Source organism: Microcoleus sp. K4-B3, assembly GCF_036704615.1.
In the GTDB taxonomy this organism is placed as follows: domain Bacteria; phylum Cyanobacteriota; class Cyanobacteriia; order Cyanobacteriales; family Microcoleaceae; genus Microcoleus.
Genome location: NZ_JAUBSF010000001.1, coordinates 151,796 through 165,446, shown reverse-complemented (window position 1 = coordinate 165,446; position 13,651 = coordinate 151,796). Strand labels below are relative to the sequence as shown.

Annotated in this window: 5 protein-coding genes; all 5 read right to left on the bottom strand. The window is 47.0% G+C overall.

Translation table 11 applies throughout. The annotated features are described in order from the left end of the window. Positions 1–51 precede the first annotated feature (51 nt). The 5 genes from QUA78_RS00595 to panP all read right to left on the bottom strand — a co-directional run bounded on the left by QUA78_RS00595 (position 52) and on the right by panP (position 13,515). Complete coding sequence (locus QUA78_RS00595) at positions 52–5,811, bottom strand: amino acid adenylation domain-containing protein (protein ID WP_333398496.1); 5,760 nt, start codon at positions 5,809–5,811, stop codon at positions 52–54. After that, the gene (locus QUA78_RS00590) at positions 5,808–9,047 is read right to left on the bottom strand and encodes an amino acid adenylation domain-containing protein (RefSeq protein ID WP_333398495.1); all 3,240 of its coding nucleotides are present in this window, start codon (positions 9,045–9,047) and stop codon (positions 5,808–5,810) included. The genes QUA78_RS00595 and QUA78_RS00590 overlap by 4 nt, the downstream gene beginning before the upstream one ends. Before the next feature lie 25 nt (positions 9,048–9,072). After that, on the bottom strand, positions 9,073–10,122 hold the full coding sequence (locus QUA78_RS00585; RefSeq protein ID WP_333398494.1) for a TauD/TfdA family dioxygenase: 1,050 nt from the start codon (positions 10,120–10,122) through the stop codon (positions 9,073–9,075). Positions 10,123–10,295: 173 nt separating this feature from the next. Then, complete coding sequence (locus QUA78_RS00580; protein WP_333299699.1) at positions 10,296–11,840, bottom strand: condensation domain-containing protein; 1,545 nt, start codon at positions 11,838–11,840, stop codon at positions 10,296–10,298. Then, entirely contained in the window at positions 11,827–13,515 is a 1,689-nt protein-coding gene (gene panP / locus QUA78_RS00575; RefSeq protein ID WP_333299698.1) for a pyridoxal-dependent aspartate 1-decarboxylase PanP, read from the bottom strand. The genes QUA78_RS00580 and panP overlap by 14 nt, the downstream gene beginning before the upstream one ends. Between the last annotated feature and the right edge of the window lie 136 nt (positions 13,516–13,651).

The window sequence follows — 13,651 nt, the reverse complement described above, 5'->3', positions numbered from 1 at the left end:
GCACTACTTTATTCTCGTTACCCGGTTCTGCCTGGAAGAGATGATAGGGAATTAAATTCCTGATTCAGGAATCATTTCGCCCATCGCTACAACAATTTTTCGCGAACCGATAAATGGATTGCGACTGTGAGCGGCAAGCATATTATCTAGCATTAAGATGTCTCCTGCTTGCCAGGGAAAACTAACAGCAGCTTGCGCGTACACTGCCTGAATTTCTTCCATTACCGAGTCTTCAATAGGAGTGCCGTCACCGTAATAGACATTGCGGGGGAGGTTCTCTTCTCCAAAAACAGAGAGCAAGGAAGCGCGGGTTGCCGCATCTAAGCAGGAAATGTGGTGCAAGGGAAGTTGATTGAAAAATACCATCTCTTTGGTTTTTGGGTGCTTGGCAATTGCGGGGCGAATTTTGCGAGTTCTCAAATTATTTCCTGCTTTCCACTCAAATTCCATCCCAGCTTGCCGGCAATATTCCTCAACTACGGATTTGTCTTCTGTTTGGAAAAAATCTTTCCAGCTTACATCCAGTCCGTCTGTGTAGTTACGGACGTACATAATTTGCTTTTGGGCGAATTTTTCTCGGAGTTTCGGGTCTAGCAACTGGTAAATTTTACGGCAGTCAACAATCGGCGTTTCTCCGCCTTGTTGCGCTGGCTGAACGCAGAAAAACCAGATTTTCATCGGCCAGCGGTGCAGGTGCGAACTCTCGCTGTGAAATAAGATAGCTTTATCTGCTGGGTAAGGAGTTGAACCGTAAACTTTTCCGCTAACTCCTTCGCGTGGCAAATCCCCGTACTCCCCAAATAATTCCGAACAAATTGAGAGAGCAAACTGCTCGAATGCGGCAACCACAGGGCCGATGAACCCTCGAAAAAGAATCCCTCCATGCTGTAGCAATTTTGCCTCTATAAATTCGCGGTTATTTTTCGCCCAGTCTGCGAGATCGACATCGGCTACTGCGGGTTTTGCCACTAAAGGAAAGAGTTCGTCGGGGTGCAGGTACTCGGTTTTGATCAATTCGCCTTGCGGCAATGCCACTGGCTTGGGCTTGACGCTTTTGAACTTACTAAAATTGCTTTTTTCACGCTTTAATTCTTGCATGGCTTGTTTCTGCTTCTGGGCTTCTGTGAGTATTTCTAAAGTGTTCAAACGACTGTCAGGCTGCGCCACAATGCTGCCGAGGAGGGTTTCAAAGCGATTTGACATTTGAGCGATCGTCTCCCTGTCAAATAGGTCGGAATTGTACTTCCAACTGCCGGCAATTCCTGTCTCTGTTTCCGACACAAATAGCGCCAAATCAAATTTAGCCGTACCGCTATCAATTGCAACGGGCATTAAAGTTAAACCCGCCATTTCTAAATTCGGCATAGGCGCATTTTGCATGACGAATAAAACTTGAAATAGCGGTGTCTGACTCAGGCTGCGATCGGGACGCAATTCCTCCACCAATTTGTCGAAGGGCAAATCTTGGTGAGCGTAAGCTTTTAATGTCACCTCGCGGACTCGATCGAGCAGTTGGCGAAATGTAGGATTGCCGCGCATATCGGTTCGCAAGACGAGGATATTGACAAAGAAACCAATTAAAGCTTCTGTCTCAACTTGTGTGCGGTTTGCCAGGTCAGTACCGACGACAATATCTTCTTGATTTGTATAGCGATAAAGCAGCGTTTGAAGTGCAGCCAACAATGTCATAAACAAGGTGACATTTTGTTGCCGACTGAGTGCGTTTAGCGCTTCTGAAACTTGCCAATCAAGCTGGAATTTTTGAATCTCAGCTCGATCGCTAGAAACAGCAGAGCGCGGTTGTTTTGCTGGCAATTGCAGCGGGGGCAAAATTTGACCCAACTGCTGCTTCCAGTCAGCGAGTTTTGCTTCGAGAACTTCGCCTTGCAGCCAGTTTATTTGCCAAACAGCATAGTCTGCGTACTGTACGGAAAGTTCGGGTAGGGGAGAAGGTTTGCCACTGCAGAAAGCTTCATAAAGCGCCGCCACTTCCCGCACGAGTACCCCCATCGACCAGCCATCAGCTACGATGTGGTGTACTGTCAGTAACAGCAGGTATTCTGTCTCGTCAAGATGTAACAATGTGACGCGCAGTAACGGCCATTTTGTTAGGTCAAAAGGCTGTCGCGCTTCTTCAGCGGCTAGTCGCATTGCCTCGGCTTCTCGTTCAGCTTGCGATAACTCTCTTAAGTTTACGATCGGCAATGTGAAATTAAAAGATGAAATAATAACCTGAGCGGGTCGTCCTTCCACCGAATTAAAAGTTGTCCGCAATGCTTCGTGTCGCTTGATAATCTCCTGAAAAGTTTGCTCTAGAACGGCTACATTGAGCGCCCCCTTCAAGCGCACGGCTGCTGGGATATTATAGGCAGGATTCCCCGGCTGCAATTGGTCGAGAAACCACAGTCGTTGTTGTGCAAAAGAAAGGGGCAATTCTCCCTGCCTTGACGCCCGCTTGATGGGGGGTGCTTTCAGTTTTTGCTCGGCGCGATATTGCAAGAGGCTTTCGGTGACAGTTGCGACGGTAGGCGATTCAAAAAGAGAGCGCAAGGGTACTTCAACTTGAAAAGCTTCTCGCAGGCGAGAAATCGCCTGAGTAGCCAGCAATGAATGACCTCCCAATTCAAAGAAGTTATCGTGAATTCCCACTCGCTCTAAACCGAGAACTTCCGCCCAAATTTCTGCTATTAATTGCTCGTCGGGAGTTCGAGGTTCGGCAAAATTGCTCTCGAATTCGGCTCGGTTGATTTCAGGTGCTCTTAGCGATCGCTGGTCGATTTTTCCATTGGGTGTTAAAGGCAGCGACTCCAATAAAACAAACGCTGAGGGCATCATGTACTGCGGCAATTTTTGTTTCAGGTAACAGCGCAAATCATTAATAAGTTCTGAGTCTTGAGTTTTGAGTGCTGAGTTAGAAACGATATAAGCGACCAAGCGCTTGTCGCCTGGATTGTCTTCTCGAACCAGCACGACGGTTTCCCGCAAGGCTGGGTGCTGACCGATCGCTGCTTCAATCTCGCCTAATTCGATGCGAAATCCGCGAATTTTAACTTGGTGGTCGCTGCGCCCCATAAATTCAATGTTTCCATCTGGAAGATAGCGAGCCAAGTCCCCGGTTTTATAGATGTGTTCTGAAAGGATGAAGGATGAAGAATTCTGGATTAATGAAAAAGCAGTTCTATTTTCGGCAAAGGGATGGGGAATAAATTTCTCTGCGTTTAGTTCGGGGCGCTTTAGATAGCCTCTGGATAAGCCCGCGCCGCCGATATAAAGTTCGCCCAAAACGCCTACAGGAACGGGCTGCAAATTGGCGTCTAAAATATAAAGCTGGGTGTTGGGAAGGGGGCGACCAATTGGAATGTAAGGGCGCTCGGATTCAATTAATTTTATGGGATGAATGGCTGTCCAGACAGTCGCTTCAGTCGGGCCGTAAAAGTTCCAAAGGGGTATGTTCCACTCAAGTAATTGAGCAGCGAGCTCTGTAGGAAAAGCTTCCCCGCCGCAAACAATTAAGCGGAGGCTCGATTGTTGAAAGTTAGTGGCAGCTTTTTTAGCGTCAATCAGTTGGCGGATTGCTGAAGGAGTTTGATTGAGAATGGTGACTCGCTCGGAGCACAGCAGTTGGTAAAATGCGGCTGGCGATCGCGTCACTTCCACGGGAACGACGATTAGTTTGCAACCGTGAAGAAGTGCTCCCCAAATTTCCCAGACGGAAAAGTCGAAAGCGTAAGAGTGAAAAACCGTCCAAACGTCGCGATCGCTAAAATTAAATAGAGGGTGAGTGGCTGCAAAAAGATGAACGACGCTGCGGTGGTTGACTTGAACGCCCTTGGGTTTTCCGGTCGAGCCTGATGTATAGATTACATAAGCGAGATTGTCAGGGGTTGCCTCACTCGATGGATTTTCTTCGCTTTCGGGCGCGATATTCTCCCAGTCGGAATCTAGGAAAATTTTATGCAATGCGCGGTCAATTTTCTCACCTAAATGCGACTGCGCGATCAGTATTTCAACCCCAGCGTCTTCTAGCATGAAGTTCAAGCGCTCGTTGGAATGCGCCGGATCGAGCGGAACGTAAGCGCCGCCAGCCTTGAGAATGCCGAGCAATCCCACTACCATTTCTAGGGAGCGATCGACAAAAATTCCGATCGGAATTTCCGGTTTAACCCCTAAGTTTTTTAGGTGATGTGCTAGCTGATTTGCTCGCCGATTCAGCTCTCGATAGGTTAGGTGCTCCCCGTCAAAAACGACAGCGATCGCATCCGGCGTCCGCTCTGTCTGCGCTTCAAATAAGCCGTGTACGCACTGATTCTTCGGAAGTTCCGATTGAGTATTGTTCCACTCGAACAGGAGTTGCTGCTGTTCAGGTTTCGTCAATATTGGCAAATTTGAAATGCGCTGTTCGGGATGAGCAGCAACGCTTTCTAGTAAGGTTAGAAAATGTCCGGCTATCCGTCGTGCAGTGCTAGCATCAAACAAATCTTGGCTATACTCAAGCGTTCCATTAATACCCTCTAATCCTTCCTCCAGGTCAAGCGCTAAATCAAATCTCGCCGTTTTCCGTTCTATTTCCAAACTGCTCAACGTCACTCCTGGCAATTTTATTTGCGGCGTCCGAACATTTCGCAGAGAAAACAACACCTGAAATAGCGGATTATGACTTAAATCTCGTTCGGGCTGTAGGATTTCTACCAGTTTCTCGAAGGGCAAATCCTGGTGGTTATACGCGCCGAGAGCTACTTCTCGCACGCGACCCAGTAACTCTTTAAAAGTCGGGTTGCTCGACAGATTGGTGCGGAAAACTAAGGTGTTAGCAAATAAGCCTATTACTTCCTCGATTTCGCGTCGGTTGCGGTTAGCAATGGGGGAACCGACTAAAATATCTTCTTGCCCGGTGTAGCGATAGAGCAACGTTTTAAACGCTGCCAGTAGGGTCATAAATAAAGTAGCTTTTTCCCGCTGGCTTAATTGGGTCATTTCCTCTGCGATTGCTTTGGGAATGGTGAATTTATGCACGGCACCTCGGAAGGTTTGTACTGCCGGTCGGGGGCGATCGGTTGGCAAATTTAGTACAGAGAGATTGCCTCCTAGCTGTTTTTTCCAGTAAGCAAGCTGCGTCTCTAAAACTTCTCCCTGCAACCACTGGCGCTGCCAACTTGCAAAGTCTGCGTACTGTACCGACAGTTCGGGAAGGGGAGAAGGTTTGCCAGTGCAAAAGGCTTGATAAAACGTGGCGAGTTCCTGGATGAATATTCCCATTGACCAGGCATCGGAAATGATGTGGTGCGTACTCAATAGCAGCACCCAGTTTGAATCGCTCAATTGCAGCAATTTGGCACGCAATAAGGGTGCTTGTGACAGGTCGAAAGCAAGCTTTGCTTCTGCGGCGATTAACCGTTCAACTTCGCGATCGCGTTCAGTTTCAGGAAGCGATCGCAAATCTCTTTCTAAAATTTTCAATTCCAGATTTGAAGCGATCGCCTGAACGGGTTGCCCGTTTATTGTCTGAAAAGCCGTTCGCAAAACTTCATGACGCTTGACAAGTTCGTTGAGACTGCGATCGAGGGATCTCGCGTCGAGTGTTCCCGTCAAACGCACGCCGGCGACGATGTGATAGGTAAAGTTGCCTGGAGTTAGTTGCTCAAAAAACCACAACCGCTGTTGAGCAAACGACAGAGGAAAAGTGTTAGACTCTCGACTTTGAGGCAGAATTTTATCTAGCGAAACGCTTTCTTTTTTCTGGTTGAGCCGCTGCAACAGCAACTCGCGCTTTTGGGGAGAAAGAGCCGCCATGCGTTCGATTAAATCACTCATTTGCTGACTCCTTGTTGGGCGAGAATTTCCTGAATTTGTGCTTCTGACAGTTGATCGAGGTCTGCTAAAACTTGAGCTAGCATTTCACTGTCTGTTTGTTCGGCTTGCTTTTGGGCGATCGCTACTGCAAAATCGGCGACTGTGGCCGACTCAAATAAACGGTGCAAAGGCAACTCGACCTGAAATGCTTGGCGCACCCTGGAAATTACTTGAGTTGCTAATAGGGAATGCCCTCCTAATTCAAAAAAGTTGTCGTAAATGCCGACTTTTTCAAGTTTGAGAACTTCAGCCCAGATAGCGGCTAAAACTTCCTCAATATTTGTGCGAGGCGCGACAAAGTTTTCTGTCAACTCCGGTCGCATTTCGTCAGGTGCGGGCAGTGCTCGTCGGTCTACTTTTCCGTTAGAAGTTAAAGGAAAACTTTTGAGTATCACAAAAGCAGAAGGCACCATGTACTCCGGCAATTTTGACGTTAAAAAATTGCGAATTTCCTTGTGGGTAGGTGCTTGTTTCTGCTCGGAAATCAAATAAGCCACGAGGCGCTTTTGTGCCATCTCGTCTTCTGGCGCCACAACTACAGCCTGCGCGATATCTGGATGTTGCCCCAGCACCGCCTCAATTTCTCCCAATTCAATGCGGAAACCGCGAATTTTTACTTGGCCGTCAATTCGCCCGATAAATTCGATGTTTCCGTCTGGCAAATAGCGAGCCAAGTCGCCGGTTTTGTACAGTCGCGTCTTTGCTTGCGTGTCAAATGGATTGGGAATAAATTTTTCTGCGGTTAATTCAGGGCGGTTAAGATATCCGCGCGCCAAATTATCACCGCCGATGTACAGTTCACCAGGTACGCCTATCGGCACCGGCTGCAAGTAAGAATCCAAGATATAAATCTGAGTGTTGGCAATCGGAAGACCGAGTGGAACTGTGTCAAAATCGCACCCAATTTTATCAAATTCGACTTGATAAGTCAGGACACCTACAGTTGTTTCTGTTGGTCCGTAGTGATTGAATACTGAGCAACTGGGAGCAAGATTGCGAAGTGTTTTAATTAAGCTCCAGTTGGTAGATTCACCTCCTAGAATAAGCCGTTTACCAGGCAAAATTGACTTGGGTTGAGAGGAATTTAAAAGGGCGGCTAGGTGAGAGGGAACTATTTTGAGGCAGTCGATGGGATTGCGACAGAAATATTCACCCAGTGCCTCTGGATCGGTGGCGCGTTGTTGGGAGATAATATGCAGGCAACCGCCGAAACAAAGGGCGGGGAAAATCGCTGTGTTTCCTAAGTCGGCGGCGAAGGTGGAAACGGTAGCAAAACTGGTATCGGCTGGTAGGTTTAATTTTTCCTGAATGCTGTGCAGGTAATTGAGCAGTTGCCGGTGTTCGATCGCGACTCCTTTGGGGATGCCAGTGGAACCGGAAGTATAAATGACGTAAGCTAAATTGTCAGAAGAGGCGCGAGGGGTGTAAGATGCAGAAACAGTGGGAATGTCTGTATCGATGCAAACAATATTTGCCTGAGTTTTCGGCAAGCTTTCGATGAGCCGCTGTTGTACGAGCAAAACCTTCACCTGAGCGTCTTCTAGCATTAGCGCTTTGCGCTCTATTGGGGTCGTTGGATCGATGGGTAAATAGGCACCACCGGCTTTGAGTACGCCCAGCATTCCTACGATTGTTTCTAAGGAGCGATCGAGGCAAATGCCAACAACGACCTCTGGTTCAACTCCCAAGTTTTGCAGGTGATGGGCGAGTTGATTGGCGCGATCGTTGAGTTCTCGGTAGGTGATTTGTTCACTTTCAAAGACGACGGCAATGTTGTCTGGGTTGCGTTCTGCTTGTTCTTCAAAAAGCTGATGAACGCATTTATTTTTCGGGTAATCTTTTTGAGTTTGGTTAAAGTCAATTAGAAGTTGCAGCCGATCGCGATCGCTGAGTATGTCTAGCTGACTGATAGCGACTTCTGGATTTTTGACTGTGCTTTCTAAGAGCGCCTGAAAGTGTTGTGACAAGCGCTTGATATCTGCCGCAGCAAATAAAGCGGAATCGTAGTGAAATTCAGCGCTTAGGGAATTGCACAGGCGGAGGCAGGAGAGCTTGAGTTTGAATGGCTCTAGGCAGGCATCTTGCCGAACAAGGGAAAATGAAACGCCTGAATTATCATAGTTCTTAGGCTCTCCTTGGAACTCAAAGCAGACGGGCCAAAAGCTGCTGCTTTTTTCGTTTTCTAAGATTTCTTCCCAGCTAAAATATTCTTGCCAGTTGTACATCTCGTTGAGATTAAGCTCAACTTGCTGCCTCACTTGTGAGAAATTTAAATCGTCTTGCACTGGGCATCGTAGGGGTAAGTATTTGCACAGCAGCCCCAGAGTGTGTTCTAATTCTTCATATTTTCTGCCGTCAATCGCTACGCCGATTATCGGGTTTTGCTCTCTGGTAAGCCGCCAAATGAGAATTTGCCAGCAAGTCAACAGGAAGACAGAAATATCGCTTTTGTGCTTTGGGGCGATCGCTTCCAAGCTGTTCAACAAATCACCCCGAATTTCCACCCTTTCTACTAGCGGCCCAAATTCCGCTTCTGAATTCTTCTTTTCCCAAGGAAGCGTTAATAAATCCAAAGATTCAAGGTTCAGCTTTCGCCAGTATTCTTGGCCGATTGCCGTTTCTTCTGATTCGAGTAGCTCATTTTGCCACTCAGCAATATCGGCATATTGCATTGGCTCATCGGCTGGTGCTTCTGGCCACGCAGAGGCTGAGTACGAAAGACTGAGTTGGCGGGTAAAATTTTTCAGGGTGACGCTATCTGCAATTAAGGCAGAGAAGTTCGCCAGCAATAGGTGCTTGTCTTGGGCGAGAGTGACTAAAGAGATGTGCCAAAGAGGGCCGCGCTCAAAATCAAAAGGAAGCAGACTTAGTTGCTGAAAAAGCGCTGCGATTTTAGCGTCTTGTTCTTCTGGAGACAAACCGCTCAGATTGTGTTCCGAGATAGGGACTTCACCAGTGCTGGCGATCGCTTGCAGGGGTAGTGTCATCCCAGGCAAGCAGTGAAAGCTAGTCCGCAGGATTTCGTGCCGATTCACGACATTTTGCAGCGCACTTTTAAGAATCTCTCGATCGAGGTTTCCGGTAATTAAAATTGCACCTCGAACGCGATAAGTCTGTTGGCTTTTATTTTGCTGTAACCCCCACAGATGCCGTTGCTGTGGAGAGAGTCTAAACCCTTCGATTGTTTCGTTTTGCATTTCTAAAGTTCCTTTAATAAGCAGCCTAAATATCTTGAGAGCTAAACGCTTCTGCCATACCGACAACAACCCGACGCGAACCAGAAAATGGCGTGCGTCCGTGCGCGGCTAGCATATTATCTAACAGCAAGACATCTCCTTCTTCCCAAGGGAAAACAATCGTTTCTTGCTGGTAGCAGCGACGAATTTCGTCTAATATAAAATCTTCAATGGGCGAGCCATCGCCGTAATAAGCATTGCGGGGTAAATCTTCCTGCTTAAAAGAAGTTAAAAGCTCTTTGCGAACGGCGGGTTCGAGATTGGAAATGTGGAAGAGGTGAGCTTGATTAAACCACACCATTTCCTGCGTTTTTGGGTGCCCAGCGACAGCTTGACATATTTGCCGAGTTCTCAAGCGATCGCCACTTTTCCATTCTAACTCAATTCCCGCTTTTTTGCAATACTCTTCTACCTGAATTTTACTATCAGTATTGAAGACATTTTGCCAGGGTAAATCTACGCCGCCCCCGTAATTCCGCACATACATAACCTTTTTTTGGGCAAACTTTTCTCTAATATTTGAATCCAGGCTTTCAAACACTTTGCGGCTGTTAGCGATCGGAGTTTCTCCTCCCTGTTCAGCTTTCTTGATGCAGAAAAAAGCGATTTTCAGCGGCCAATTTCGAGAATAAGCCATTTCATTGTGTAGTGGGATGAATTGCTCGGCAGGATACTCGGTGGAAGTGTAGATATTTCCGCTCACCAAACTACGCGGAGTCGAGCGAAAAGAATATTCCAACAAGTCGCCAGCAAGAGTTTGAATAAACTGCTCGAAACCATTCACCCCGCCGACTTCAAAGCCTCGAAAAAGTATTCCTCCGTGCTTCCATAACTGCGTTTCAATTGATGAGCGATTGTTCTGTGCCCAACCTGCGAGATTTAATTTTTCTACTGTTGGCTGAACAACTAGAGGTAGAAGGTTTTCGGGCTGGAGGTAGGCGGTTTTGACTAATTCCTCTGAGGACAGGCTGACGGATTTACGCCTAACCGATCCTAACTTTTGGGAATTGAGATTCTTTGTTTCTGTATTTGTCATAGTTTTTGGTTTGGTGAAAAATTTATCTCTTTTTCCCGAAAAAACCTGAGAGATTGATATCAAATCCGTTAGCATCGGAACTATTCATCTCTCTGTTCTCTTCCTCTGCGTTCTCTGCGTACTCTGCGGTTTAATCATTCCAATACAACCGGAATTGATATGAGCCATCATTTTCAACTTTTCATAACTTTGCGTTTAGCCATTTTTAATTTTTGAATTCCCGAAAGATGAATTTGTTTTTCCTGCTCGATTTGGTGCTGCCTTTCTGCTTCGGCAAGAATTTCTGCCAAGTCGTCGATCCTGATATCTGGCTGGATGACTACTTGGTTGAGGAGGGTTTGGAAACCTCTCACCATTCGGGCAACAGTCGCAGCCTCAAATAAGTCTGTTTTGTACTCAAATAAGCCTTGGATTCCTTCTGAAACCTCCCAGAGATTGAGGCTTAAGTCGTGTCTCGACATACCGACATCGAATTCCAGAATGCTCAAGGTCAAACCAGCTAACTCCAGGGGTGGCATGGGCGCATTCTGGAGTACAAACCACACTTGAAACAGCGGGTTATAGCTGAGATTTCGCTCCGGCTGCAATTCCTCCACGAGCTTTTCAAAAGGGACATCCGGGTGAGCGTAAGCTGCTAACGCTACCTCGCGTGTTCGACCGAGTAGTTCGCGGAAAGTTGGATTACCTGCGGTGTCAATTCGCAGCACTAAAGTATTGACAAAAAATCCAATCAGTTCCTCTAATTCAAGGCGGTTGCGATTGGCAATGGGAGAGCCAATAGCGAGGTTATCCTGCTTTATTTGGCAGGATAGCAAGGATTGAAATGCTGCCAACAACGTCATAAATAGGGTGACATCTTGTTGCTGGGCGAGCGTTTTCAGCCTTTCAGTTAACGGAGAGGAAATTACAAAAGATTGCTGCGACCCTCGGAAATTTTGCACGGGAGAGCGCTGCCTATCTGTTGACAGCACAGCTAAACCCCCTCCCAATTGCTGTTTCCAATAAGCGAGCTGTTTTTCTAATTTCTCTCCCTGAAAATGCTGCCTCTGCCAACTGGCGAAGTCGGCATACTGCACGGGAAGTTCAGGCAGCCCAGAGGGTTTGTCATTGGAAAAAGCTTCATAAAGTGCGGCTACTTCTCGCACCAATACCCCCATAGACCAACCATCAGAAATAATGTGGTGTATCGTCAGCAGCAATACATATTCTGCCGGACTAAGTTGCAGCAGAGTACCCCGCAGTAAGGGCGATCGCGTTAAGTCAAAGGGGCGTTGGGCTTCTTCAAGAGTACGCTGCTCTATTTCAGCTTGCTGCTCAGTTTCTGGTAAATGTCGCAAGTTTACCACCGACAAAGCGAAATCCAAGGAAGGAGAAATCAGTTGAACAGGTTGCCCGTCCACTTCTGCAAAAGCAGTCCGTAAAACTTCGTGACGCCGGACAATTTCATTGAGTGTTTGTTGCAGTGCTGACAAATTCAATTGCCCTTGCAAACGCACAGCAGCAGGAAGGTTGTAGCCAGGGTTTTCGGGAGACAATCGATCGAGAAACCACAGCCGTTGCTGGGCAAAAGAAAGGGGAGCAGAATTTTGCTGCGATCGCCTGGGAATACGCTGAGATTGCTCAGCCTGTACTGCCTCTTTGCCCAATGCTTTGAGGAGGAGCGCTCGCTTCTGGGGCGAGAGGTTTTTCAGTCGTTCTGAACGATTAGTAGACAGCATAATTCACTTCCTCGCAGTGGTCGCTGTTTGTGATAGTTAAGGAAAGCTTGGCTGCTATTTTTAGCTGGTCGTTTAAAACAACGTTGATATCTGCTTCAGTGGTGAGGGGGTTGGCAAGGACGACTCGAAAAGCAACAATGGGAATGGTTTTGCCATAACAGGTGTTTTGCACGGTTGTTCGCGATACGAAGGTGTCACCGGCTCGCCGCTGGGCCTCCTGAAGGCGCTCGTTAAATTGATTAATGAAGTGGTTGTCTGCTTCGGCTAGTTGTTTTTTGGCTGCTTTTTCCCTGAAGGTTTCTGGAATGTAGCGGTATAAAAGAATATTAATTTCTGGTTCTAGCAGCAATTCAAATGCTGGATTTTCCCGAATTAAATTGGCCAAGTGCTGCGTTTTATGGATGCCTGCATCTATCAAAAACTCATAGCCTTGATGGCCGATGATATTCAAGGCGGCTTGCAAGAACAAACTCGCACCTGGTCGAGAGCCTTCGAGAGAGCGCTTGCCTAGATCGATGGAGTCTTTTCGCACCGTGTAGGGTGCGTGTTTTTCAATAACTTTGGCGGTTTGGGGATTGCGGAATAAAACCAGACCGATTCCCATTGGCAAATACATTTGTTTGTGTCCATCTATGGTGACGGAATCTGCTAGTTCAATGCCTGCGAATTTGTGCCGATGACGTTCGGAAAAAAGCACGGGGCCGCCCCAAGCGGCATCGACGTGAAAGTGAGCGTTTGCGGATTGCGCGATCGCGGCTATTTCTGGAAGCGGATCGATACTTCCCGAATCGGTGCTGCCTGCAATACCGATAATTGCCAGAATGTGCAGATTGCGATCGCGACATTCGGCTACAGTTTGGCGCAGCGCTGCCAAATCCATGCGGTGATTGGAATCGGTGGGGACTTTTAGGAGACTGCGATCGCCAATGCCTAATAAACCGGCAGCCTTTTCAAAAGAATAGTGCATCAAACTCGAGCCGATTATCACCATTCCCTTGTAGCCGTAAAACTCTAAAGCTGCGTACAAGCCTTCTTTTTCAATGCCGCTAAAGTTATTTTTTGGCCCTAAAGAAGCGTTGCGAGCGCACCACAGGGCTGTGATATTAGCTAGGGTGCCGCCCGTTACCATGATACCGAGCGTGCTATCACTTTTTTGAATGTGCTGGTTATAAAAATCCTCAGAAAAATCGTAAATTAATCGGTGCATCATTGCCAAAGTCTGGCGCTCGCAGGGGCTTAAAACTTTGGCAGTTTCCATCTTGACTAAATTTTGATTCATCGCGGTTACAAGCTTCGCGATCGGGCGCACAAAATAGGGAAGTGCGCTCGTCATGTGACCGATATATCGGGGGGAAGATGTGTGAATGGAATGGGCAACGAGGGTTTGGGTCAAATCATCGATATAATTCCCAACATCTGTAGGAAGGGCGGGAATTTTGTTTTCCCTAAACTCCTGAATAATTAACTCTAAGTCAATATCTGTACTAGCGGTTTTTGCGTACAAAAAGTCTTGAACTAGGGCAGAAATTCGCTCCTCCATTGCTTCTTCTGCCAAAAATGACTTTTCTGAGGCACTGAATAGCTCCATTAACTTTTCTTCAAGTGGGGTAACAGAGGCTTTTAATTGCTGCATTACATCTTGAGAACTTGTGGCTTTTACTGTTAGTTTACTCATGCGAATTTATCCTGTTATATCAAATCCGTTAGCATCGGCATTATTCATCTCTCTCTTCCCTTTCTCTGTATCCTCTGTGTCCTCTGCGGTTTAATCATTCTGATACAACCGGAATGGATATTAAATGGGATTTTAA